Annotated in this window: 22 protein-coding genes; 11 read left to right on the forward strand and 11 right to left on the reverse strand. The window is 57.3% G+C overall.

Going from position 1 to position 23,729, the window contains the following annotated elements; genetic code table 11:
• Positions 1-1,306: diguanylate cyclase (locus VK725_RS14275; protein WP_325318721.1), on the forward strand; the 1,306-nt coding region annotated here is incomplete at its 5' end.
• Between the two features lie 377 nt (positions 1,307-1,683).
• Here VK725_RS14275 and VK725_RS14280 read toward each other — a convergent pair.
• Positions 1,684-1,938 (reverse strand): GlsB/YeaQ/YmgE family stress response membrane protein, encoded by a 255-nt coding sequence (locus tag VK725_RS14280; RefSeq protein WP_325318722.1) that lies wholly within the window; start codon positions 1,936-1,938, stop codon positions 1,684-1,686.
• 410 nt (positions 1,939-2,348) lie between these two features.
• Here VK725_RS14280 and VK725_RS14285 point away from each other — a divergent pair, with 410 nt between their 5' ends.
• Genes VK725_RS14285 through VK725_RS14295 form a run of 3 tightly spaced genes read left to right on the forward strand, consistent with a single transcriptional unit; the run spans position 2,349 to position 4,508 of the window.
• A complete protein-coding gene (locus VK725_RS14285) occupies positions 2,349-3,791 on the forward strand; it encodes an MFS transporter (protein ID WP_325318723.1) in 1,443 nt (480 codons plus the stop codon).
• Positions 3,788-4,228, forward strand: a complete 441-nt coding sequence (locus VK725_RS14290; protein WP_325318724.1) for a MarR family winged helix-turn-helix transcriptional regulator — start codon at positions 3,788-3,790, stop codon at positions 4,226-4,228. Before VK725_RS14285 ends, VK725_RS14290 begins: the two co-directional genes overlap by 4 nt.
• Positions 4,229-4,256: 28 nt before the next feature.
• Positions 4,257-4,508 (forward strand): hypothetical protein, encoded by a 252-nt coding sequence (locus tag VK725_RS14295; protein WP_325318725.1) that lies wholly within the window; start codon positions 4,257-4,259, stop codon positions 4,506-4,508.
• A 298-nt stretch (positions 4,509-4,806) separates the two neighbouring features.
• Here VK725_RS14295 and VK725_RS14300 read toward each other — a convergent pair whose 3' ends face one another.
• The 4 genes from VK725_RS14300 to VK725_RS14315 form a co-directional block, all read right to left on the reverse strand.
• Positions 4,807-6,489 (reverse strand): hypothetical protein, encoded by a 1,683-nt coding sequence (locus tag VK725_RS14300; protein ID WP_325318726.1) that lies wholly within the window; start codon positions 6,487-6,489, stop codon positions 4,807-4,809.
• 303 nt (positions 6,490-6,792) lie between these two features.
• Entirely contained in the window at positions 6,793-7,572 is a 780-nt protein-coding gene (locus tag VK725_RS14305) for a hypothetical protein (RefSeq protein ID WP_325318727.1), read from the reverse strand.
• A gap of 211 nt (positions 7,573-7,783) precedes the next feature.
• Complete coding sequence (locus VK725_RS14310; protein WP_325318728.1) at positions 7,784-8,353, reverse strand: hypothetical protein; 570 nt, start codon at positions 8,351-8,353, stop codon at positions 7,784-7,786.
• A 175-nt stretch (positions 8,354-8,528) separates the two neighbouring features.
• Positions 8,529-9,431: a LysR family transcriptional regulator gene (locus VK725_RS14315; protein WP_325318729.1), complete on the reverse strand. Its 903-nt coding sequence runs from the start codon at positions 9,429-9,431 to the stop codon at positions 8,529-8,531.
• A gap of 86 nt (positions 9,432-9,517) precedes the next feature.
• On the opposite strand from VK725_RS14315, the gene VK725_RS14320 reads away from it, so the two are divergent.
• Positions 9,518-9,919, forward strand: coding sequence for a RidA family protein (locus tag VK725_RS14320; protein ID WP_325318730.1), 402 nt, complete (start codon positions 9,518-9,520; stop codon positions 9,917-9,919).
• Positions 9,920-9,994: 75 nt separating this feature from the next.
• Here VK725_RS14320 and VK725_RS14325 read toward each other — a convergent pair whose 3' ends face one another.
• The gene (locus tag VK725_RS14325; RefSeq protein WP_325318731.1) at positions 9,995-10,687 is read right to left on the reverse strand and encodes a type 1 glutamine amidotransferase domain-containing protein; all 693 of its coding nucleotides are present in this window, start codon (positions 10,685-10,687) and stop codon (positions 9,995-9,997) included.
• Between the two features lie 560 nt (positions 10,688-11,247).
• Positions 11,248-12,297 carry a hypothetical protein gene (locus tag VK725_RS14330; protein WP_325318732.1) on the reverse strand — a complete coding sequence of 350 codons (1,050 nt, stop codon included), beginning with the start codon at positions 12,295-12,297 and terminating at the stop codon, positions 11,248-11,250.
• 374 nt (positions 12,298-12,671) lie between these two features.
• On the opposite strand from VK725_RS14330, the gene VK725_RS14335 reads away from it, so the two are divergent.
• Positions 12,672-13,190, forward strand: a complete 519-nt coding sequence (locus VK725_RS14335; RefSeq protein WP_325318733.1) for a PH domain-containing protein — start codon at positions 12,672-12,674, stop codon at positions 13,188-13,190.
• Positions 13,191-13,240: 50 nt separating this feature from the next.
• Here the strand turns inward: VK725_RS14335 and VK725_RS14340 are convergent, their stop codons facing one another.
• Positions 13,241-13,498, reverse strand: a complete 258-nt coding sequence (locus tag VK725_RS14340; RefSeq protein WP_325318734.1) for a hypothetical protein — start codon at positions 13,496-13,498, stop codon at positions 13,241-13,243.
• A 318-nt stretch (positions 13,499-13,816) separates the two neighbouring features.
• Between VK725_RS14340 and VK725_RS14345 the strand changes: the two genes are divergently transcribed.
• The 3 genes from VK725_RS14345 to VK725_RS14355 all read left to right on the forward strand — a co-directional run bounded on the left by VK725_RS14345 (position 13,817) and on the right by VK725_RS14355 (position 17,269).
• Positions 13,817-14,674 carry a DUF2306 domain-containing protein gene (locus VK725_RS14345; RefSeq protein ID WP_325318735.1) on the forward strand — a complete coding sequence of 286 codons (858 nt, stop codon included), beginning with the start codon at positions 13,817-13,819 and terminating at the stop codon, positions 14,672-14,674.
• Between the two features lie 252 nt (positions 14,675-14,926).
• A complete protein-coding gene (locus VK725_RS14350) occupies positions 14,927-15,238 on the forward strand; it encodes a hypothetical protein (RefSeq protein ID WP_325318736.1) in 312 nt (103 codons plus the stop codon).
• 354 nt (positions 15,239-15,592) lie between these two features.
• The gene (locus tag VK725_RS14355; protein ID WP_325318737.1) at positions 15,593-17,269 is read left to right on the forward strand and encodes a PQQ-dependent sugar dehydrogenase; all 1,677 of its coding nucleotides are present in this window, start codon (positions 15,593-15,595) and stop codon (positions 17,267-17,269) included.
• A gap of 92 nt (positions 17,270-17,361) precedes the next feature.
• Here VK725_RS14355 and VK725_RS14360 read toward each other — a convergent pair whose 3' ends face one another.
• The gene (locus tag VK725_RS14360) at positions 17,362-18,738 is read right to left on the reverse strand and encodes an FAD-containing oxidoreductase (RefSeq protein ID WP_414648511.1); all 1,377 of its coding nucleotides are present in this window, start codon (positions 18,736-18,738) and stop codon (positions 17,362-17,364) included.
• 47 nt (positions 18,739-18,785) lie between these two features.
• A complete protein-coding gene (locus VK725_RS14365) occupies positions 18,786-19,247 on the reverse strand; it encodes a GNAT family N-acetyltransferase (RefSeq protein WP_325318739.1) in 462 nt (153 codons plus the stop codon).
• Between the two features lie 227 nt (positions 19,248-19,474).
• Here VK725_RS14365 and VK725_RS14370 point away from each other — a divergent pair, with 227 nt between their 5' ends.
• Complete coding sequence (locus tag VK725_RS14370; protein WP_325318740.1) at positions 19,475-19,708, forward strand: hypothetical protein; 234 nt, start codon at positions 19,475-19,477, stop codon at positions 19,706-19,708.
• A 225-nt stretch (positions 19,709-19,933) separates the two neighbouring features.
• Here VK725_RS14370 and VK725_RS14375 read toward each other — a convergent pair whose 3' ends face one another.
• Positions 19,934-22,879 (reverse strand): bifunctional diguanylate cyclase/phosphodiesterase, encoded by a 2,946-nt coding sequence (locus VK725_RS14375; RefSeq protein WP_325318741.1) that lies wholly within the window; start codon positions 22,877-22,879, stop codon positions 19,934-19,936.
• 420 nt (positions 22,880-23,299) lie between these two features.
• On the opposite strand from VK725_RS14375, the gene VK725_RS14380 reads away from it, so the two are divergent.
• Positions 23,300-23,680 carry a hypothetical protein gene (locus VK725_RS14380; RefSeq protein ID WP_325318742.1) on the forward strand — a complete coding sequence of 127 codons (381 nt, stop codon included), beginning with the start codon at positions 23,300-23,302 and terminating at the stop codon, positions 23,678-23,680.
• The last annotated feature ends 49 nt before the right edge of the window (positions 23,681-23,729 follow it).

The raw sequence follows: 23,729 nt of genomic DNA on the forward strand, positions 1-23,729 counted from the left end.
CGCACAGACCAAAGAGACACTCGACCGGTTGCAGCACCTGATTCGGACTCATCCGGAGTGGCGCTGGCAGGTCGACAAACACTATCGCTATACCGACCTCGCGCAGAGTCTGCTGGTTTTGCTTGGGCGCGAACATCATGACGTTCTGGGCAAGAAAGTCTTCGACTTTATGACGCCGGAGGAAGCAGCACGCGTTTCCCGTCTGCTTCATTCCAAGTCGGGTTTGCCGTATTCCGGCGCGATCTCGCACCACATGCGGCCAGATGGCACGGCGGTTGCGGTCGAGTCGTGCGCTGTGCCCATGCACGACGACAAGGGCCAACTGCAGGGTTACTACGGCATCGCACATGCCGTGGCGCATTTCGATCCGATGGAGAGCGAAAGCGTGTACCGAATGAAGGCGATCTACGACACAGCACCGGCTGCGCTATGCCTAGTAGGACGCGATGGACGTTACCTCGCTGCCAATGCCGCTTACGCATCGATTTATGGTCTGTCGTCCGAAGCACTGGTTGGACGAAAAATGGAAGAACTCCAACCCGGCGCGGGCGATTTCATCCGAAAAGATCTCAAGTGCATGGATGCCGGCGTCAACGTGCCGGCACATGAGATCGTCTACCGCAACAAGGTGTATCAGGTATCGGTCAAGCCACTGCTCAACTTGATGGGGCAGGTGACCGGTATCACGACGGCGCTGATGGATATCACCGAACGCAAACGTGCGGAGCAGGAGCTAGCCGAGACAAATCGGCAACTCGAGCACTACGCCATGCACGACTATCTGACGGGTCTGGCCAACCGTCGTCACGTCGATAGCATGCTGGTGGAGGAAGTAGGGCGCGCTGTGCGCGATTGGCATCCGCTATCGCTGCTGATGGTCGATGTGGACTTCTTCAAGCGCTACAACGATCGCTACGGCCATTTGGTCGGCGACGAGTGCCTGCGCACGATAGCGGCGCAACTCAAGAGCGTTCTGCATCGGCATGGCGATTTCGTGGGACGTTACGGTGGCGAGGAGTTCGTGGCCATTCTGCCCGGCACCGATGTTGCCGGTGCATTGAAGATTGCCGAGTCGGTGCTTGAAGCCACCGCTGACATGAATATGCCGCACGCGGAAAGCGAGTACGGCAGGGTCACACTCAGTATCGGCGTGGCGACGCTCGATCCATTCTCTTCGTCGTGGGAACTCCTCGCCGACGCCGAAGCGCTCTTATACGTCGCTGACCAGGCGCTCTATGCCGCCAAACTCGCGGGCCGCAACACCGTGTACAGCCATTCGGTAAAAGGGGCACTGTTCAATGCCTAGCCTAATCGAGGGTGATCCATACCGATACATGCCGGGAGCCAGCATAACTTCGGTTACAAACTACGTTGTGATCGGTCGGAGGCGCTGATTCGCCTATGTTCCAACGACAGGTAACCCACGCCCCGGGACTCTTCGCTGCGTGCGCAACGTGTAGAAAAGAACCGCGCCATTACACGGCGCACGGTAGCGCTCGACACGAGTGGCCAACGTTCGGGAGTCTCGATGATCGGCACCAGTTAGAGTGCGTGTGTGAGCGCCGCACGGGTTGGTGCAACAGTCTGGCGGAAGCCGTCAAAACGTGGTGCGAGCTGGGAGAAACGTTGCTGCCCGCCAATGCGGACAGCAACGTGCATTACATCTTGCGCGCGACCCGTTGCTCAGGTTCGCTTGAACAAGCGCACTATAAATATAAGGATGATTGCGCCAATCGTGGCGGTGATGATTGATGCGATCCAGCCGACGCCCAGACTGATGCCCAGCACGCCCGCTAGCCAGCCACCGATAAAAGCGCCGACGATGCCGACGATGATATCGACCAGCAATCCGAAGCCACTGCCTTTTACAAGCTTGCCGGCGAGCCAGCCGGCAACGGCGCCGATGATCAACCAAGCGATGATGTCATGAGATCCCATTGACGCTACTCCGAAAGGGTTCGAACGGTGGGTACTACCCCATCGCCGACGGCGAGGGACGAGAAGCGCGCACAACCACCGTCGACTCCGCAGGCGTCAAAACCGGTAATGGCCTGCGCGCGACGGAACTCTAGTGCCAGCGGCCACGAATGGCCTTCAGACAATTCCTAACCGAGTCATACCTCGTCACCAGAATCAGTCAAACGGTGAAGGGGCACGCATGAAGCTTACGCGCATCGGAGTCGACGTGGTCAAACATGTCTTAAGGGGCATGGGGCGATCGGCATGGCCAACTCGCTTGGCGTCAAAGTCCGGAGGAATGGGGCCGCGCTTCGTGACTTCGAAAAAGCTTTCTGGCCCCAAGGCGCGCGCCAATTGACCGAAGATAGTTGTTAATTTACAATAGTTGCATGAATACAACTATTGTCGATGCCGGACGGGCCAAGACCCACCCGAACCTTATTCTCGGTATTTGCTGCCTTAGCCTGCTGATGGTTGCGATGGACGCCACCATCGTCAATGTCGCGCTGCCCTCGATCCGTCACGATCTCGCCGCATCGATATCGGGGCTGCAGTGGGTGATCGATGCCTACACCATGGTGGTGGCAAGCCTGCTGATGCTGGCCGGATCGATGGCCGACCGCTTCGGGCGTCGCCGCGTGTTCCAGTCGGGCATGGCGCTGTTTATGCTGGGCTCGCTGCTGTGCAGCCTTGCTCCAAATATCCATGGTCTGGTCGCGTTTCGCGTTGTGCAGGCACTGGGCGCGACGATGCTCAATCCAGTCGCCATGTCGATCATTGCCAATACGTTCCACGAACCGAAAGCGCGTGCACGTGCCATCGGCATCTGGGGTGCGGTCGCGGGTGTCGCCATGGCGCTAGGTCCGGTGATCGGCGGCGCGCTTACCGAAAGTATCGGCTGGCGCTCGATCTTCTGGGTGAACCTGCCCGTCGGTGCCGTGGCGATGCTGCTGGCCGCGCGCTACATTCCTGAGTCCAAGTCACACCATCCGCGACGCGTCGACCCCATCGGACAATTGTTGGTGTTCACCATCCTGGCCACGGTGACGTATGCGGTGATCGAAGGTCCTCATGCCGGCTGGAGTTCGACGACGATTGTCGGCCTGTTCACCGCTGCCGCGCTTGCGCTGATTGCGTTGCTTATCTACGAACCTCGGCGTCACGAGCCTTTGATCGACGTACGGTTCTTTCGCAGTGCGCCCTTCAGCAGCGCGACATTGATCGCCGTGTGCAGCTTCTCAGCGTTCTCCGGTTTCTTGTTCCTCAATGCGCTTTACTTGCAGGAAGTGCGTGGTCTATCTGCCTTCCAAACCGGTTTGTGTACCTTGCCGCTGGCACTGGCAACGATTCTTTGTTCGCCGTTCTCCGGGCGATTGGTCGGCACGTATGGCACACGACCCTCATTGCTGGCTTCCGGTACAGCCACCGTCGTCAGCGCATTGATGATGACGCAACTGACGGCCGCGACGCCGCTGCCATTCCTGTTGTTGACGTATGTGATCTTTGGCATCGGTTTCGGCATGGTGAATGCGCCCATTACCAACACCGCCGTATCTGGCATGCCCAAGGCGCAGGCCGGTCTTGCCGCGGCGGTCGCCTCCACCAGCCGACAGATTGGCGCATCGCTCGGCGTTGCCCTTGCAGGCACCATCCTGGGCGCGCACATACACAACGGCTTCGCCGAGGCCTCGCATCCGTTCTGGTGGCTGATTACAGGTGGAGGCGTCACCGTGTTATTGCTGGCGTGGCTGTCCAACACGAACTGGGCGCGCGATACCACTCGTCACGCTGCGCACTTGCTGGAAGAAACATCGATCGGAGCGACGGCTTGATTGGCCGCGCGCCCAGCGGCAGCGAAGCCGACCGCATCTGGCAGACGATGGTGGCCTTGGTGTGGGAAACCCGTGGCGAGTGGCGCCGGAAAGTCATCGAAGTCTCCGGTTTGCCCTTCAGTCGCGCACGCATACTGTGGCGGCTGCTGGATGAACCCAAGACCTTAAAGCAGATAGCCGATATCACCAGCAGCGATGCACCTGCCACCACCGTCGCCGTGAACGATCTTGAAAATCGTGGCCTGGTCGAACGCAATCCGCACCCAGACAACCGGCGCACAAAATTGGTGTCGCTCACGTCAGCGGGTAAACAGCTGGTCGAGTTGATACAACGCACCGTGCGCGACGATGCGCCGCCAGCCTTCCTGCATCTTTCCAAGACCGACCTTGCACATCTTCGCCGCATTCTGGAGCGGATAGGTAGTCACGAGAGTTAGGCGCGATTTCAGGTTTACTTCTGACGCTATGAGTTATGCGGTTCTTTCCTTCGCTCGCACTGTCCTTCAAATCCTCCAAATCCCGCGTCGTGGCCCTGCCGAAAGTGGCCGTGACGATCGCTTATGGCGATTTTGTTCCGCACTCGGCTATCGGACGTTGGATTTCATTTTTTGCCATGCGCTCATGGGTGTCACGTTGACCGGCATCATCGCCGCTGCCGAAGCGCTTGAACTTTATTTTTTTGAACACGAACGCAAAGAAGGTAGTGATCATGCGTAATGCACGAGTGCAGATGAAACGTGATGGGAGCGCCACAGATGCTGCCCGCGGCTCCAACGGGCCAACAGCGTCCCATCGACGCGATGTCCTTCGTCTAGCCTTGATGATCGACCGTGATGGTGGCCGAGTGCGCCGATGGTATCGGGCAGAAACCATTGCCGAGTTTGGCGGTCGCACGCCGCAAGAGATGTGTGCCCTTGGCTTCGGTGGGCTGGTGGTGTACTACCTTGAACAGATTTTGCATGGGAACAGGGGCTAGTGCAGAAAGCACTTCCTACCTTTCCAAGTCATACCAACGCTAAAGCTTGCTGTGCTCCACCTGCCGTTCGCGGTGCATCAACGTCCACTCCGCATGCTCGGTCAGTGCTGCGTCGCCCAGTGAACGCAGGATGTCGCGTTGTTGGGCAGGTTCGTTCGTGCGGTCGAGCGCGGCACGTGCACTGCTGAAAATGCGCTGCATGAATCGATATTGCCGGATCAATTCTTTGTCGGCTTTTCGATAGGCATAAGCCTCGCGGACGGCGGCCATGATGGATAACACGGCCATGATCAGAACCAGCGTCGTCTTGGTGCCTTCTGGAAGCCGCAGCGCGAAGATGGCGAGAAATATGCTGATCGAGATACCACCCCACAGGCTGATGGAACCGATGGTCTCGGTGATGTGATGCAGCCCCGTGCGTTCAATCGTTTTGCGTTCGAAATAATGAAGTTGCCCCGACCTTCCCGATTCGCCGACCCACTCGTCAATGACTTTGGCGAGTGCATCGGGTAAGGGTTTTGCTGGCGGATGCAATCCCACCGTGCGCATGACGTTGCGAATCCATCCAAGCTCGATGTTCTGCCTCTGCAAGAAGTTGTCGTGTGCGAATTCATGATCGCTGCTTGTCGAAATGCCGGCGCGACGCCAATACGACTGTATGCGCAAGCCTTCCGCTAATGCACGGTAGTCCAGATACTTCCGATGCCATTCGCGGCGCCCGGCGACAATGGCGACGAAACCTCCGATCGCAAAAAGCAAAAGAAATAGGTAGATCAGATTGTTCTGCGCAGACAAGTGCGCATAGAAGGCGAAGGCGATACCCATCAGCGCCGCGATTGTGTATGTCAAACGCAGCGCCAACAACACACGCCTTTGAAAATGGATGGCCAACCAGTCGGCGCATCGAAAAAGATGCTCGACGTTGTCAGGCGTCTCCGATAAAGCGTCATGGTGCGCGCGTGCTGCGACCGCGATGTCGTCGCGGTATTTGTCGCAGTCGGCATTGAACTGCGCCATGTGCCTGAACATCAGCCTGAATTCTTCTGGCGGATCCCTTTCAGACGAAAGCGCGTCGCTGGTACGCCACATGGTTTGCAATGCGGATAAACCCGGCGCCACGGTGGCATCGGCACCTTCGCGCGAGCAAACAATGTGATAGAGCAAATGCTCGTCGCTGCCGGCGATGACGTGGCGCGCTTCGCGATGCCGCTCGATGAGTCCGGGCAGGGCGCCGCTAAGGTAATACTTCACGATTTGAGCCGTGCCGCCTAGTCGCCCGGAGTCCTTGCCATCCCACATGGTCAACAAGACATGACAGTGACTGGCGATAAATACACCGGCTTTTGCGTACTGGCGGTCGCGTTCCCGGCCATGCGATGCGATATCGACGCGTGAGTGGCCTTTCAACAGTGGCAACCGAATGATCTCAGCCCGATCGCGCAGCACTTCGAATTGGTAGCGCACCGTCGGATCGGTAAAGTCATCCAGATATAAATCCATCGGTAGTGGCAGCGGTACAACCAACTGTGCACCCGCTGCTAGCGCTTCAATGGCAAACAGCTGATCGCCGCCTTCAGCCAGCGCAGACAACGCCACTATCGGGAGCGTGGGGCATTCGTGCTTGAGGAGGGAAAAGAAATCGCGAACACGCTCACGAACCGGCTCGATCTCGGACGCGGCAATATAACGATGGCTGGTGACGCCGACGATCAAAGGAGTCATGGCCGCTTCCGAGCGAAATCGCACGAGGGTCAGCACTCCCTTGCAGGGAATCCTTGTCCACCGGACAAAAGACCCGTCGTTACCGGCCCAGACGTCCCATGGCTTGTCGCCGGGGAGGGTACCACGCAAAATGTGATGTACGTCACATTTTGCGTGGTGGGGCACTCCTAGAAGGGCTGCGGGAGCGCTCTTTAGGCGTGTCAGCAGATGAATACCCAGGTTTGGCTTGCACTGAAGGTGCCCCTCTTACCGACGCCGGAGGCAGCCATCCTTCTCACGGCTCGCACCCTTTGGGCAACGGGATCAACGCTTGCCGACAGCGAACCAAAGTGTGCCGCGATAAGAATTCGCGACGACCCAGCCGCTTGCCGTCAACGTCCACGAGTCAACGCACTCGCTCCATTGGAAGGCGTTCGCGCCCGTCGTCACGATAGGGACCCATACGAGCAGCGTGAGCGCGCCCATCTCCCACACCGAGAGTGTCGCGGCCAATCGTGCATATGCGCCTATGAGCATCGCGATGCCAGCGGCGATGTACGCGCCGCCCGTGAAAGCGGCCCACGCTGCATGCCAAGGGAGCCACGCAGGCACCAGGGCTACGGTCTCTTTGAAATAGATGAAGTGCCCCAGGCCGAAGAAAATCATGGCCAACGCGTAGAGCGCTCTCGCAATGCGCGCACCGTTGTCGCCGCTAACGAAACGGAGATAAGGCGGTATTTTCCAGTTCGTTGCAAACCAAGTGAACAACACCCAGGAGGCCGCTATATAGACGCCGCACTCGGCACAGCCGTACCAGGGACCGGCTGTGGTAATAGCGGCAAACAGGATGGGGGCTCTGAATAACAGCAGCCACGCCAGAAAATACGCAAGCAGCGCCAGCGCGGCGTCGGCCCGTTGCCACAGCAAACCTACGCCGCATGCCAGCGAGATGAGTGCGCACAGATAAGGTAGTACCTCGCTACTGGGAACGCTCAGATCCAGCGGTTGCCAGAGCGCCGCAAAATGACCGGTGATCAAACATTGGATACCCAGTGCGATCATGGTCGCCGCAAAGACTGCATGCCCCACGCTTGCGATGCGCATCCTTCCACCCCCTGCGATGATGATCGTCAGTGTATGGGCTTCAGCAACGGAAGTCGGAGGCCAAATTTTACTTTTCGGAGGTAGCCAATTAGGTTGCTTCGCGCAAAAGCTGGAGAGTGAGCGAATGACCTGCGCGACCCGATTCGTTCTTTATGTCAAAACGGCGCCTCGCTCTCCAAACGAAAAGAGTCCGTAGAACACGAAGTCTCAGTCAATCGCACCTGGTAGCCGCAAGCGATTTGGCAAGTTGATCGATAGGGCGGATTTTTAAAGCCTCCAAATCCGAGGCGAGCATTTGCGCTATCGAGAGCGTGTCTTCCCTGGCTTGCCGTCGTTCCACCACAAACAGGCGCATCACCTTGCACCACAGCCGGGATTGCGCTTGGAGTTCGAACACCACCACCGCCGCTGCAAGGCGCGCGAGGTCTGCAGTCATATGGAGTGCGATTGCCGCCCGGGCGATCGCTTGTAACCGGCCTGGAGAGAGCAACCGACTAACGCGTCTTTCAATGGACTGCGACTTCGACCCCTGGAGCTCACCCGATTCGTGCAGGGCATGATAGAGAAGCGCCCATAAAACACGTTCCAAACGCCTGGCCAGACGTTGATCCTGGGGCTCGAAATCAACAGCGTTTCTTTCCAGAAGAGTCGTTGCCACGCCCCATGATCGTGAAAACTGCGCGTCCATCCCACGTGTGTTGCGTCTGGGAAAGGGAAATGGCACGACATTGTTGGGAAGGCTGTCGTCAGACGGCTCGGCAATGAATGGCGATGTCGTCATAACTCCCCCTTTGAATCGCGTGTCTCGATAAGCGCCCTGTAATAGGTATCGTCAAAATGTCGGGACTCTTGAATGCCAAGGGTCTTCGGAGGCGTGGCTTGACGATTAGGCACGATCAAATTTGAAGAAACGGGCTGCTGTTTCAGATCCATGAAGGATGCCCGTCGTAACACCGTCAAGCAGGTGCGGCGGATTTCATATAGTCAATGAATACTCGCATCGGGAGCGGTACATGCTTTCGCGAGTAGTAGTAAATGACCGGGCCATTAAATGCAGGCAGCCAATCGCGCATTAACGAAACCAGCGTTCCGTCGTTGATCCATCGCGACACATACTCTTCGAAGATCAGAAGATACCCCGTGCCGCGTAGCGCCGCGGAGACAGCCACGCGTTGATTGTCTGTGACGAGGCGATTGTTTGGCTCGATCCTGATCAGTTTGCCTTTCCGTGAAAATTCCCACGGAAGAAGCGTTCCGCTCGGGAAACGGTGACGAATGGCAGGAACACGAGACAAATCCGCAATACGCGATGGCATTCCTGTTTTGTCGAGCAGCGATGGCGCTGCTACGAGAACATATCGCTGTTTACCGCCGACGGGCACACCGATCATATCGGCCGATAGGTTTTCAGCGTAACGAATGCCGAGATCGAATCCAGCGCGCACGATGTCGATCAATGCATCCTCGACGGTGAGCTGAACATCGATGCGCGGGTATCGCGCCAGAAAGCCGGGAAGATGAGGGGCCAGGATCAACTCGGCCGCAGGAGGTGCTGCGTTGATCTTCAGTACGCCAGATGGTTCGCTATCTCCGGCGGTGGCGACTTCCAAAGCAGCATCTAGTGCAGCAAGCGCTGGCTCCACATGCGTAAGTAGTGCCAAACCTGCCTCGGTGAGCGCCATGCTGCGTGTCGTGCGGTGAAACAGTCTTACCTGCATCTGTTCTTCAAGGACTCGAAGGCGGTCACTCATCCGTGAAACAGGCACGTTGCACTTAGACGCGGCGCGTCTTAGCCCTCCCTCTTTGGCGATCGCGATAAACAGGTCCAGATCGGTTTCGGCGCGCAGTCGTGTTCGCATTTTCGGACACCTTGTTCAACATTGAATAGATTGTCCGATCACCACATCGGGTGCAAGCTGCGCGAACCTTGAAAGGAGCTACTGCCATGTCCGAACCAGTATTCAGCAATCCCGACACGCTCTTCCCGCCACCGGGGTATAGCCAAGTTGTCGAAGTCACGGGCGGGAAGCTCGTGTTCGTGGCGGGCCAGGTGGCCTTGGACAAAGCGGGATCGTTGGTCGGCGCCGGGAATTTCGCACTCCAGGCCGATCAGGTGTTTCGCAATCTACGCGCGGCCATTGAATCGCGCGGCGGGGCGTTGAAGGACATCATCAAATTCACGATATTCGTCACCGATGTCGCGCACCTTCCGACTCTACGAGAGGTGAGGGATCGACATATCGCCGATGTCAAAAACCCTCCAGCAAGCACCCTTGTCCAGGTCTCAGCATTATTTCGGCCTGAATTCTTGATCGAAATCGAAGCAGCAGCTTGGTTGAGCGCTTAAGAAAACGGGACGGAGGTAGTTGATGTCGCTTCACTACCTCCGTCCCGTTTTCGCACTCTAACGATTCACTCGCGTTTACGCCGCGGCTTTGTTTGCATTCATCACACTCATCAATGCCTTGGCCGACTCCGTCGACGACGCAGGATTCTGCCCAGTAATCAGACGACCATCTACGATGGCAAAACTCTGCCAATCGGCGACTTTTTCAAAGATGCCACCCAGACGCTTGAGTTCGTCCTCGACCAGAAATGGAACAACTTTCGTCAGCCCTACGGCTTCCTCTTCAGAATTGGTGAACCCTGTAACCCGTTTTCCTTTGACGAGAGGTTCGCCTTTGTACTTCACATGGCGAAGCACGCCAGGCGCATGGCAAACAGCGGCGACGGGCTTGCCACTATTGTAGAAATCTTCGATCAATTTGATCGAGACAGGGTCCTCTGCAAGATCCCACATCGGTCCGTGGCCGCCGGAGTAGTACACGGTATCGTAGTCAGCTGCCGATACGGTGCTGAGACGATGGGTATGTGCCAGCACTTCCTGGGCTTTCTTGTCGGCTTTGAATCGAATCTGGGCCGGCGTTTGGTTGTCGGGATCGTCGCTTTTGGGATCAATCGGCGGCTGTCCGCCCTTGGGCGAGGCCACCGTTACCTGCACGCCCGCATCGGTAAAGACGTAATAGGGAGCTGCAAACTCCTCCAACCAGAACCCCGTTTTTCGACCGGTACTACCCAGCGTATCGTGGGAGGTCAGAACCAACAGAATTTTCATTTCGGCTCTCCTGAGGTTGATTTCGAAACGGCGCACGACACCCGTTACCCCCAATCCTTGACCCCCTAACGCGTACGGCATCGCATCACCAACGCGCGCGTCGAGAAAGCAACAACGCTGCCAACGGGGCCCGGTACGACGCATTGCTCACGTCCGCACAGATGAAGATGGATTTATCGACCCCAGCGACAGGTTCCCTGGGTTTGGCTGCGAACAATGGTTGCCTAAGCTTCCGATAACGCGCAGGGAAACACTTCTCTCTCGACTTTATCGAGCACGCGCTACTTCACCCGCGTTGCGCGCATCTCCCGCAGCTCGATAGAGCTTAAGGGACCATCGGCAAGAGCGAGCAGCAACAAGTTATGCGACAAGATGCGTTACGTGCACGCAAACAGTCCGTTACACCCAACGTAGTCGAAGGCATGCGAACGAGAAAATGAAGCGCTGACGAAAAGAGTCGGGGTGCTTTTTGGATAGAAAAGCACTTCGTCTTTTTTCCTCCCTTGCTAATATGCCGCACTGAGGAGTGCCGCCACTCCTCAGCACAGGCATGAAGGCATTTAGTAGTTGAAGCCGTCGTCGCTTCGCACAATCGCGATACCGTTGGTGGCAGCGTTGTTGATGGTGACGCTACTCTTCAGATTGAAGTTACCGTCCCCATCCACGTCGAAAATCGACACGTGTGAAACCGAGCCATTGGCGTCAACAACGGCGGCGAGGCTGTCACGGTAGGTGATGTCCGTAGGATTGCCGCTAAATGTGGCAACCACTGCGGCATCCTGGATAATTTTCTGACCGTAGACGGCATAACGCGATACAGACTGGCTAGGTGAATTGGCCGAGAAAAGGAACGGCCCATCGAGCGTGACCCAGCAGGGTGCCATTTGCGTACCGGAGCCCGTGACGGTCAATACCGAATCGTTACGTACAAGGCTGATCTCATTGGCATGGGCGATGGTCACGTACGCGTCGTTACCACGTGTAGCAAGGCCAAATGGTGCGTTGACGTTGGCTGGAATATTGGCCACCAATTTGGACGATCCGGAGACAGCGCCCTGGTTGTTCAAATCGACTGTTTCAATAGTGTTGCTCTTTTCTGTGATGATCAGTTGTCCGTTCAAGACACCGACCTGGGCGGCTGAGCCATCGGCGATAAGCAGTGGCGCCTCACCGTCGGGGTTGGCGCTTACACCGTGCCGGTCAATGAGATGCGATTCGATGCGGGTGGCGGTAAGAATGTAAAGATGGTTGCGACCGAAAGCGACGCTGACCGGGTTGGTGATGGACGGCACGGTCTTTTCCAGTTGCAGCGGAACCCGATCGCCGCTTTTTTGAAAGACCGAAACGTTATCCGATCCGAAATTGACGACCGCGAGCAGGTCGTGGTTCTGTGCGATACCACCAGCATTGCCGGTAACGCCACCAGCGCCGCCGGTTTTGACTTGCTCAATCAACGTTCCGTGCGTGTTGTAGACGAGCAACTCATTGCTGGCGGTGTTCGATGAAGTAACGATGAAATCGCCATCGTTCCAGCCAAAGCCGGTCTGCGCGTGGACAACACCGGCCACCATCAGCGCAAGCAGCGCCGATCCATAGATTGCCTTTTTCATGGTTCTTCCTCAATTTGAGCGTAGGCGATTACGGCAACGAACGTTGCCGCGACTGGTTGCTCCCAACGACCGTGCGCATCGGCCTTTAGTTACTTCGATGAAATCGCTTCCCGGTTACATCGCCAGGAGATAAATCGCACGCATCTGCGATGCGCTCCGCATCGTCACAAAATTTCCACGCTCGGTTCGAGCTTTGGTGAGGTCTACCATGTCGATCTGATGAAACTCATCGTTCGAGTAGGCATTTGCCAACGCGCTGAAACATTCGCGCCTGACAGAATGAGCGCGCTCTAGATGTTTGTGTGCCGGGGCTTCAACGTCGGTTCGGCCAATCTTCGATAAACTTGGCTTCACCCTTGGGCTAAAGGAACGTTATGGCAGCAAACATGAAGGCGTGTCCGGCGTGTGCGGAGATGATCCAGGCGGCGGCGCATAAGTGCCGTTATTGCGGGACGGATCTGGATGCATATGTAGCATCGCGGGAAGTGGTGGCGGAGCGGACTTTGTTTTCGGGACACCCGAAGGTGATCTACACCTTTAGTCAGTACTTCTTCGTCGTCATCACGATTGGCATTGCGCTGCTTGTTTACTGGATACGTTCTCTCGCGACAACTTACGTCATTACCAGCCAGCGCATTCGTATCGAGCGTGGGCTGTTTTCCAAGGTGCAGAACAATCTTGAACTGTTCCGCGTGGATCATTTTGATGTCGTGAAACCGTTCGGCATGAAGGTGCTTGGTCTGTGCGAAGTGCATTTGGATTCGTCGGACGAAGATATGCCGTCAGTCGTTCTTTACGGTATTCCCGATCTCGAGCGTATTGCCGATGAGTTGCGCGAGTGCTCGTTGCGTGAGCGCACGCGTCGTCGCGTGATGCCAGTGGAGCGTATGTAGCTAACGCGCAAAGTTTCACCTGATCTGCACAAAAGGACGGCTTTTGCGGATCAGTGCTGCGGCTGAGTGCGCAGAATCGGCTCGTTCAGTATGGGCGACAGGCTGCTATCGAAGGAGCGCCATTGGCCGTCGAGGCCTTCAATGCTGATCATTGCGGATTTCTCGCCCGCTGCGATGGCTTTGCGGCATTGATCTGTCGCAAAGGCTAGGGCTTCCCGGCGAGAATGGAACGTAAACGCCTTCCCATTGGCGTAGAGAGACCAATCGGAAGATTCGCTGGCGGAATAGGGTAGGTAGAATTTTTTCAAAGTAGCGGTCCGCTCTGGGTCTCCACTATGGGAGCTCATACGTGGAAGGCGCGTAGACGCTTGGGCAAAAAGCGCCTTGATTGCTCCGCGAACGCGGTATCGCTTGGGGGAGCTATCTGTTTTAATGTTTCGCCTCTCGGTTTCAGCTGCAACATTAATTGTCGATGCAAGGCTAGTTGCCTAAGTGGGTTCGCGATTTCTCGGAAAACGTTGGCATTTAGACGTCTAATTTGATGGCGCCATTCAGCTGGAATAATGGAACACTCGCTAAGTGCCGTTATGCCATGGTTGGCGGCAGTAAAACGGGGTAGGAGAGTTATGACGGACGCTCAGGCGTTGGTATTCGATGGGCAGAAGCGACCGTTGGGGGAAGAGACGCTTCCTTCACGCCTCTTCCGTTTTAGCAGCCGCGCCCTTGCAGCGATTACGTGGATCAGCTGCGGGATGTTTGGCCTGTACATCCTGATTTTCTACGCGGGCGCCTTGGTTTCGGGCACGGCGTCGCGATGGAACGGTGTGCTGCCGGGTCTGTATACCGCGTCGAGCACGGCTTCGACGGTTGGCATCGGCCTGCACTTTGCCGCGGGCGGTGTGATTCTGGCGCTCGGCTTCATGCAGTTGCTGAATGTGATTCGGCAACGCGCGCCTGCTGTACATCGCTGGCTGGGGCGCATTTATGTTACGGCTGCTGCGTTCGCAGGCGTGGGTGGTCTCACCTTTATCGCCGTCACTGGCACGATCGGTGGTTTGGCAATGAACGTCGGTTTCGGGCTTTACGGCGTGTTGATGGTGCTTTGCGCCGCTCAGACGTATCGGTATGCCCGGCGTCGGGAACTCGATACGCACCGCAAATGGGCCATCCGTCTGTTCGCGTTGGCGATTGGTTCGTGGCTGTATCGTATGGAATACGGCTTCTGGTTTTTGATGACGCACAAGCTTGGCCATACACATAACTTTCACGGACCGTTCGACGTCGTGATGGCATTCTTTTTCTACATCCCCAATTTGCTCGTTGCAGAGGCATACCTGCGGGGACGTTCGGAGCAGGCGGGTGCCGCCGCCAAGCTAAGCGGTGCAGCGGTCATGGGCGTAGCCATCTGCCTTTTGGTTGTCGCGACCTATTTTTTCGCCACGCGGTACTGGTGGCCCGCCATTGTCACTGGCGCCGCAACCTGACGTTCCTCGTCACATCAGTCAGTCAGGTCGTTGCGCCGCCTCGACACCAAATTCCTTCAAGCTTCGCACCAATCGGCCGATAAGTCGTACAGGCGGCAAGCGTCCTGCCGTTAGGCATGGACTGTGCAGAGACTTTTGGACGGCGAGTTCTGCTTGGACGTACGTGCGGGGCTCTGGAGGTGCGGCATGGCAAAGGGGCGGCTTGAACATGCGACGCGGGGCGCGTTGGGGTGGGTTCTTTGGCTCGTTGGCGTGTCCCTGAACGTTGTGGCCATTATCTGGCTGGGGTTCCAAACACTTCGCTGGTTGCAGACCGGCGATTGGTCGAATCAACCGACTTTGTTCTCCTGGGTAAATGAAGTCTGCCCGGGAGCATGTACGTTTGCGACGAATCCGCATTCGTGGTTTGGCGCGGCGAAGCTGATCCGGTTGCTGCAGGAAATTCCGTGCGGCCTGGCACTGGCCCTTATCGGCTTCGCGCTCGCGGTGTTCAGCGTCTCGGTGACCGACAACAGGCCCGAGCCGCCACCGGTTAGAAAGTCGCGTACGTTGCCGTCGTTCTGATTCTTCGCTACAAATCCTGCATCGGTTTGGCCGTCCATCCGGGATGACGACTAGGTGCGCCTTTTGTTACGGCGAAAACACCTGGCTGTCGATGGCCCCCCGAGCCAGACGATCGGGCAACGATTTCGCAGCTTTGTGTCGCCACCCACCGAGCGGTTATTGGACAATGCATGCTGGGTTTTCGGCCCTGTTTCACATCGCCTGAATCTGTAACGGTATACAGATTTAATCCCCTCGAGTTTAATACCCCTCGGGCGCGAACCATTCTGAAAGATATGGCGAACGCGGTTCGGCGCTCACCGCGTCACAGACGACATTTACCCGATACAAATATCACACGAGTGGAGACAGATCTTGGCCGCCCAATCGTTTGTGTTGTTCCCCTCATCACGCCTTTCCATCGCCACCGTTTGTGCGTTCGGGTTGCTCACCTTTGTGACGTGCAGCGCGGCAGATAACTCGGCATTTCACGGTGCGCCTGCCAACGCATCGTCAGTGACCAATCCCTACACCGGTCAGGCATCGGCCGTTGACGCAGGGAGTGCGTTGTATGCGGCGCATTGCGCAAGTTGCCACGGTGTCAGCGGACAGGGTTCGGGCAATATTCCATCGCTATCGCACGGCGACGCCCAGCATGCTACCGAGGGTGCATTGTTCTGGTTCATCACGAAAGGTGACGTTGCCAACGGCATGCCGTCGTGGGCAGCGCTACCCGAACAGCAACGCTGGCAGATCGTTTCGTATCTGAAGGCGTTGCCAACCGCAAAGCCTGCGCAAGTCGCACAGAGTCCGGCTGTAACATCGCCGATTACAACGCCGCCTCCGCAAGCGCCGTTTACCGACTTCCGATACGAAGAGCCCGGCAAATCGCGCAAGATCACGCTCGCCGATCTACCTGCACCTTATGCCACCAGTTCCGCAGGCAATGCGCCGACATTGGTGGCGCGACCCGACGGCGCGCTGCCCAAAGCTCCGCCGGGATTCAAAGTGAATCTTTATGCGGACGGGTTCGACACGCCGCGCGTGATTCGCGTTGCACCGAACGGCGATATCTTTCTTGCTGAAAGCGGCAACGGGCAAATTCGCGTCTTTCGCGGCATGACGGCAGATGGCAAACCGAAACAGACGACGGTGTTTGCCAAGCATCTGGATCACCCTTATGGCATCGCGTTCTATCCGCTGGGCCCGAATCCGCAATGGGTTTACATCGGTGATACGAATGCTGTCGTGCGCTTCCCGTATCACAGCGGCGATTTGCAGGCGCGCGGACCAGCGCAACACATCGTCGATCTTCCACATGGGCCCGGACATTGGACGCGCGATGTTGCGTTCTCGCTGGACAACAAAACCATGTATGTTGCGGTCGGCTCGGGTTCGAATGTGGATGATCCGGACACCACGCCAGCTGAAAAAGATCGCGCCAATATTCTTGCCTTCAACCCGGATGGCTCGAATATGCGTATCTATGCATCGGGTATTCGCAACCCGTCTGGCATCGCGATCGATCCAAAGAGCGGCCAGCTGTGGACGACGGTGAACGAGCGCGACGGTTTGGGTGACAACCTGGTGCCCGACTACATCACGTCGGTGCGCGAAGGTGGCTTTTACGGCTGGCCGTGGTGGTACATGGGCGGTCATCAGGATCCGCGGCATGAAGGCAAGCATCCGGAATTGAAGGACAAGGTCATCACGCCGGATGTGATTCTGCAGCCGCATAACGCTTCGCTGCAGATTACGTTCTATGAAGCCGATCGATTCCCAAGCGACTATCGCGGCGACCTGTTTGCGGCCGAGCACGGTTCATGGAACAAGGCAACGCGTGTGGGCTATGAAGTCATTCGCGTGCCACGTCATCACACTGGCAAGGCAGGTGGTGAATACGAAGACTTCCTTACCGGCTTCGTGCTACCCGACGGACGCGTGTGGGGCCGGCCCGTCAGCGTGACGGCTGCGCCGGATGGTTCGCTGCTGGTGACCGATGATGGATCCAATTCCATCTGGCGCGTGGATTACGTCGGCAACGGTCATTAGTGATCTTTCGTTTGCCCCTCTCCCCTTAGGGGAGAGGGAGGCAATGTCGCATTGTCGCAAGTCGTGGACAGCTCAATAAGGTTGCGTTGCGATCAAATCGGCTGCAGATCGCCCACTAGCGTCGGTAGCAATTCGGAGACGGTCGGGTGAATTGGCACGGCCCACTTCAATGTCTCGTAAGGCTGATCGGCATTCATCAGATCGAGGACGCCATGGATAGCTTCGTCTGCGCTGATGCCGAGAATGGCGGCGCCGAGCATGCGATGCGTTTCGGCGTCGGCAACGATTTTCATAAAGCCTTTCGTTTCGCCGCGTTCGACGGCGCGGCCGACGCGCGTCATCGGGCGCTTGGAAATCAGCAACCGCTTGCCGCTTGCGCGTGCCTGGGTTTCGGTTAGCCCGACGCGACCCAACGGCGGGTCGATAAAAAGCGCATAACCCACAATCCGCGAGGAAACGCGGCGGTTGTCTTTGTCGAGCAGATTGGCGGCGATGATTTCGTAGTCGTTGTAGGCCGTGTGAGTGAAGGCGCCGCGACCGTTGCAATCACCCATCGCCCAGATACCGGACACGTTGGTGGCGAGTGTATCGTCGACAACGATGTTACCGCGCTTGTCTGTGTGAACGCCGGCTTTGTCCAGCCCGAGATCGTCGGTGTTAGGTCGTCGTCCGACCGCCAGCAATACATGACTGGCGATGATTTCCGGTGCACCCGACGTGCAGTCCACTTTGACGGCAGCACCGTCCGGATGCTTGGCAAACGCGATGCATTCTGCGTCGGTACGCACGTGGATGCCTTCTAGTTCCAATATTTCGCGAATCGCCAGCGATACGTCTTCGTCCTCGCGTGCAATCAATCGCGACTGCTTTTCGACAACGGTGACTTCGACACCGAAGCGGCGAAACACCTGCGCAAATTCCAGTCCGATATAGCTACCGCCGATCACGACCAGATGGCGGGGAAGGGTGTCCAGTTGCAGGATCGACGTGTTGGTCAGATAGGTGATGTCGTTGACGCCCGGCATATCAGGCACCACCGCGCGGCCGCCAACGTTGAGAAAGATACGCGGCGCGGAAATGGTTTCATCGTTCACGCGCAGCGTATCGGGGCTTTCGAAGTGGGCGTGACCGCGCAACACGGTGAGGCCGGCCATGCCGCCCAACCAGCGCTCGATATTGCCGCGCGAGTCCTCCGTCACCTTGTGCGCACGCGCCATGGCGCGCGGAAAATCGATGGTCACCCCAGCGGGAACGTTCACGCCGTACTCGCTGGCACGTTGGACCTGATGTGCAACCCGTGCGCTGGCGACCAAGGTCTTCGTCGGCATGCAGCCGGTATTGACGCAGGTACCGCCAAACCAGTGGCGTTCGACGATCGCCACCTTCATGCCGGCACCGGTGAGGCGCCCGGCGAGCGAGGGGCCAGCCTGTCCTGCACCGACAACGATGGCATCGAAGCTACGGTTCATGGGCATCCTCCGTCGAGCAGGAGATTCAGCGCAAAAGGCGTCGTCGACTATGTCAGATCGAGTGTCATGAAAACGCTATGCGGATCGGCCACGTAATCGCCGAACGGTGGGCATTCGATAAAGCCGTGGCGTTGATAGAACGTACGCGCCGGAATGAAGTAGTCCCATGAGCCGGTTTCGAGACTCAGGCGCGTCATGCCACTTTTTCGTGCGCTTTCAATGATGTGACGCAGCATCGCGCTGCCCGCCCCGCGCCGGCGTGTGGATTGCGAGGTGTGCATCGACTTCACTTCGCCCTCATCGGGCGAGAGCTGTTTCAGTGCGCCGACGCCGAGCAGTTCGTCGTCATCCCAGATCGCCCAGAAATGGACATCGGGCGATTGCAAACCAGTGAGGTCCAGCGCATGCGCGCTGCCGGGTGCGGTTTCCGCGCGAGCGCTTGTCACATGGGTGTCAAGCAACGCGACGATACGCAGATCGCTGAAGTCGCCGGGGACAATACGCATCATCTTTACACGCACCTCGTTCGTTACTCTGTAACCAGTCTACGGCGCCCGCAAGATGGCGCCAATGCTTGCTGGAAACGTTTTCTCTTGCGACGAGGGTAGCGCGGCATTGTCTTTTCGTAACGGCGTCCATGGCGCTGGCGTTACGAATGCCTAACGATCACTAGCGCACATTGAATGTCCGGGCAGAAGTGGTCCTGCCGCGGTTAACCCTAGCGTGGAGGCCCAGTATGAATGCACCAGGCGCACCCCATTCTCCATGGCAGTTCAGCGTGTTATCTGACTACATCGCTCGCATCGTTCGCCCGCGTGGGAAATTATCGATGCAGCACGGGCCGGTCAGAATGACGCGTCGACAGGAACTGCTGGCTGCGCAGGAACAGAAGCGGCGTGAGCAACGCGCACATGTGCTAGAGCTTTTGCGCGAGGTCAAGGAAAAGCATCAACACGTTTCGCATGTGTGAGCGACTGCGCAGCGTTTCGGCGATCGCTTCGATCTGAATAACCCATTTGTTTCAGACAGCGGCCATTCCATTGCGAGTGGCCGTTGTCCGTATGTGCGCATGAGCATTTCTGCCGTCATTCCCGCGAAAGCGGGAATGACGAGCAAAAAATGCGAGGGGCCTGGCAGCTTTTAGCTAGGCTCCAGGGTCTATCTCACAGCATTGATGGGCTGTGGAAAACGAGAACTATTCGTTCGTCGTTTGAGGACCGACCCAATGCTGCAGCGGCATCGGATGGCCGAGCAAATAACCCTGTCCCATTTCGCAACCCATGCTCAACAGCGCGTGGCGTTGCGCCTGGGTTTCAATCCCTTCCGCAATCACCTGGATATTGAGCGCGTGTGCCAGTGCAAGGATCGCGGCAACCACCGTGGTGCTGTTGCTGCTGCCGGGTTTGTCCAGCTCCTGCACGAAAGCACGATCGATCTTCAGCATGCGCAAGGGGAGTGAGTGCAGATAACTCAGCGAGGAATAACCCGTACCAAAGTCATCCAGCGCGGCGCCGACGCCCGCGCTTCGCAAACGTTCCAGCGTGGCGCGTACGCTCTCCGGGTTGTCCAGCAATGCGCCTTCAGTTACTTCTGTAATAAGCCGCGAAGGATCGAGACCCGCGCGTTCAAGCATCTTCAGAACGCGGACATCGAAATCGATGTGACGCAGATGCAGGGCAGAGACGTTGAAGGTAATAAACGGATCGCGTGGAGCTATTTGCGCAAGCAGGCGGCAACCCAGTTCGAACAGACGCCAATCGATGGTTTCGATGAGGCCGCTGTCCTGGGCAATCTTTACGAAATCGTGCGGTTTCAGAAGTCCGCGCTGCGGGTGGTTCCAGCGAATCAAGGCTTCGTAACCCATCACTTTGCCGTCATTGAGCCGACAGATGGGCTGGAAATACGGTTCGAACTCGTTCTGCCGCAACGCCTTGCGAAGTTCGCTTTCCATGGCGAGCACGTCCACCATGTCCTTGGCCAAGGCTTCGTCGAACACCACAAAACGTTTGCGGCCCAATTGTTTGGCTTGATAGAGCGCAAGGTCCGCATCCCGGATCAATTCGTCTGCGTCGAGATAGGTTGCATCGCCGCATGCGATGCCCACGCTTACGGAGGGCTCCAGTTCCTTGCCGGCAATGCGCAGCGGTATCGCCACGGCCTGCAGCACGCGATCGGCGATCGCCGTGGCCGTGGCGGTCACTTCGATGTCTTCGAGCAGAATGGCGAATTCGTCGCCGGATAGTCGCGCGACCATATCCGGCTCGCGCACGTGAGTCATCAGACGCATGGCGATGGCTTTGAGAAATTCATCGCCGGCAAGATGCCCGAGGCTGTCGTTGATGACCTTGAAGCGGTCGATGTCCAGATACAGGAGCGCGCAGCGGCGATTGCGTTCGTGTTGAATCCGATTGAGGATGCTGTCGAGGCGCTCGCGCAGACAGCCGCGATTGGGCAAACCCGTCAGCGGGTCGTGCATCACTTGATGATGCAACTGCTGTTGCATCTGCTCGCGGCGTGCGATTTCAGCACGCAGTTCGCGTGTGCGTTCTTCGACACGGTGTTCCAGTCGCACGTTCGCCTGATGCAGCGCAGCTGCCGAGCGTCGGCGATAAATACTGTTGGCAATCTGCAACGCAACGAAACTCAGTAGCTCCTGATCGGAAACGCTGTAGCGAGCATCTTTGTCATAGGTTTGAACGACAACCAGGCCGATTACATCGTCGTCCACTTTGAGAGGAACGCCCAGCCAGCTGGTGGAAGGTTGGCCGATGTGGTGTGGCACAACCTCTCCCGTTTGGGCAAGCGTAATAATGTCCTCGCTCGTACCCGACCATGCCTGGCCGCGTCGCATGACATATTCGCTGAGGCCGCGACCGACCGGCCGCGTGTGTCTGCGATGTTCGCCGGCGTCGATGTAGTAGGGGAATTCCAGATTCGCGTGGTCATCGCTTAGTAGCGCGATGAAAAAGTTTCGCGCGTCCAGCAAGCCGCCCACGACATCGTGGACGCGCTCATAGAACGATTTCTCGTCGATATCCGCGGTCGCCAGCTGTGCGACCTTGAACAAGGCTTCCTGCAATCGTTCGGCGCGAAGGCGCTCGCGTACCTCTTGGCGCAATCCCAGGTTTACCCGGTCGAGCTCTTCGGTGCGTTGCCGTACGCGGCGTTCCAGCTCGTCCTTGCTCTCCTTGCGTTCCAGTGCGGTAAGAATGTGGTTGCCGACAAATTCAAGTAGTGAAAGATCGTCGCGCGTATACAGTTTGTGGTTGCCGTAACTCTGCACGACCAACGCGCCGTGCACGACGCCGTGATGCAGCATCGGCACGCCCAGCCAATCTTCGCTGTCAGGACCGGAAATTCTAAGTGGACCGTATTGGATCTGTTCGAGCAGCTGTTCATTGCTGCCCATCAATGGCATACCGCGTGTCAGCAGATACCAGGTCAGGGTATTTCTGCGTTCTTCCAGACGCATCTCATGCGTGGTATCTGGTTGATCTTCGTCATTGATGTCGGCGTAGTAGAGAAAGCGAAGTGTTTCACGCTCGGGGTAATAACGGACGATGAAGAAGTTTTCGGCGTACATCAATCCGCCGACGATGCGATGGATTTCGCATAGCATGTCCGGCATGTCCAGACTCGAGCCGGCCAGATCGGAAATGGCAAAGAGGGCGCGTTGCAGGTTTTCCGAATGTTCCAGCTGGCTGTGCGAGGCGTAAAGCTTGGCCAGTTTCAATGCATGACCTAGTTGACGTGCCGCCAGCTGCAAGAAAGCGTCCAGATTGGTCAGGATCGCTCGTGCGGACGTGTCCGCCGTGACGCTGATAACAAGCACCACTTGCTCTTGCACCAAAAGCGACATGGCCAGCTTTTGACCATCCGCGGATGCGAGCTTACCGTCCGTTGCGGCAAGCGCCGCTTTGGATAGGCTTAGGATGGCCGGATCTTCCGGGAGTCGATCGGTTCGACCGCGCGGGTTGAGCCAGAAAACCTGGGCCCGCGTGCACCCGTATTGGGCTTCGAGCAGTATTTCGATGAGCGCGCTGGCTTCTTCCGGCGTGGTCGCCTCGATAAGGCGCCCAAGCCACTCCACGTCATGGGAGCCGCTTTGGGTTTGCACGGGAAGGGGAAGTATTCGGCTCATGCGGACCTATGCAGCCTGCTGACTCCTATCACCGGTTAATGGTTGTGTACGGTATGTGAAATTCAAAAATTCAGAGCTATGTTCGCTGGCCATCCAAAAACGTCCCGGCCCCATGGAACGCCACTTGGCATAAACAGGCAACCCCAAATGCGAAGCAAAATTCGTGCCTTGACGTGACTTTTTGCAGCGTAGCACGCCTGAATACGGGTGCATTTTTTTACGTCTTCACCGTTTCTTGACCACCCCCACACATGGTGCTTTTATCGGGAGCGGAAGCCTGAGTTTGCGACGTGACTTAAGGCACGCGCTCCATTTGTTTAGTCCTGAAAACATGCCTAGGCATGTTTTCAGTGTTGTTCCGTTTTTCAGGACGTACTTAGGAGAAGGGCAATGGCGAGGGGTTTTGCAGCAGCACTAGCAATGCTTGTTTTGGCAGGTTGCGCAACAACGGGGGGCAGTTCCAGTACGTCGGCGATCGAATCATTCAAGCCAGGTGTGACGACTGTCGCCGAAGCCGAAGCTGCATTGGGTCAACCGTTTCAAGCAACAAAACTGCCCGACGGCACGCAGCAATTGCAGTATGTGACCAAGGTCAACAGTTTGGCACAGGACAGCACGCCGACGACAGGCTCGTCGATTCCCAAGCATCAGCAGACCACGGTGTCGACGATGCTGAGCTTCGACCAGAATGGTCACTTTGTTCGTGCCTGGTCGAATTCGAAGGCAAGTAGCAGCAATAATGGTCCGACCGAGCTTGGCCATCTGAACCAGGGCGACCTCAACAGGGGCACTGGCGGTTAACCAGTCTGCCGGGCTTCAATCCATGCGAAAGCCCGCCAAAGTGCGGGCT

This window comes from Dyella sp., from assembly GCF_035486915.1.
GTDB lineage: Bacteria > Pseudomonadota > Gammaproteobacteria > Xanthomonadales > Rhodanobacteraceae > Dyella_B.

Bases quoted from the DNA above. Each gene is read 5' to 3' on its own strand.
- VK725_RS14315 (WP_325318729.1), bottom strand. From the start codon at position 9,431: ATGCGAACACGACTGCGCGCCGAAACCGATCTGGACCTGTTTATCGCG.
- VK725_RS14365 (WP_325318739.1), bottom strand. From the start codon at position 19,247: ATGATGCGTATTGTCCCCGGCGACTTCAGCGATCTGCGTATCGTCGCG.
- VK725_RS14380 (WP_325318742.1), top strand. From the start codon at position 23,300: ATGCTTGTTTTGGCAGGTTGCGCAACAACGGGGGGCAGTTCCAGTACG.
- VK725_RS14375 (WP_325318741.1), bottom strand. From the start codon at position 22,879: ATGAGCCGAATACTTCCCCTTCCCGTGCAAACCCAAAGCGGCTCCCAT.
- VK725_RS14370 (WP_325318740.1), top strand. From the start codon at position 19,475: ATGAATGCACCAGGCGCACCCCATTCTCCATGGCAGTTCAGCGTGTTA.
- VK725_RS14330 (WP_325318732.1), bottom strand. From the start codon at position 12,297: ATGAAAAAGGCAATCTATGGATCGGCGCTGCTTGCGCTGATGGTGGCC.
- VK725_RS14295 (WP_325318725.1), top strand. From the start codon at position 4,257: ATGAGTTATGCGGTTCTTTCCTTCGCTCGCACTGTCCTTCAAATCCTC.
- VK725_RS14345 (WP_325318735.1), top strand. From the start codon at position 13,817: ATGACGGACGCTCAGGCGTTGGTATTCGATGGGCAGAAGCGACCGTTG.
- VK725_RS14285 (WP_325318723.1), top strand. From the start codon at position 2,349: ATGAATACAACTATTGTCGATGCCGGACGGGCCAAGACCCACCCGAAC.
- VK725_RS14280 (WP_325318722.1), bottom strand. From the start codon at position 1,938: ATGGGATCTCATGACATCATCGCTTGGTTGATCATCGGCGCCGTTGCC.
- VK725_RS14305 (WP_325318727.1), bottom strand. From the start codon at position 7,572: ATGCGCATCGCAAGCGTGGGGCATGCAGTCTTTGCGGCGACCATGATC.
- VK725_RS14325 (WP_325318731.1), bottom strand. From the start codon at position 10,687: ATGAAAATTCTGTTGGTTCTGACCTCCCACGATACGCTGGGTAGTACC.
- VK725_RS14360 (WP_414648511.1), bottom strand. From the start codon at position 18,738: ATGAACCGTAGCTTCGATGCCATCGTTGTCGGTGCAGGACAGGCTGGC.
- VK725_RS14320 (WP_325318730.1), top strand. From the start codon at position 9,518: ATGTCCGAACCAGTATTCAGCAATCCCGACACGCTCTTCCCGCCACCG.
- VK725_RS14300 (WP_325318726.1), bottom strand. From the start codon at position 6,489: ATGACTCCTTTGATCGTCGGCGTCACCAGCCATCGTTATATTGCCGCG.
- VK725_RS14335 (WP_325318733.1), top strand. From the start codon at position 12,672: ATGGCAGCAAACATGAAGGCGTGTCCGGCGTGTGCGGAGATGATCCAG.
- VK725_RS14310 (WP_325318728.1), bottom strand. From the start codon at position 8,353: ATGACGACATCGCCATTCATTGCCGAGCCGTCTGACGACAGCCTTCCC.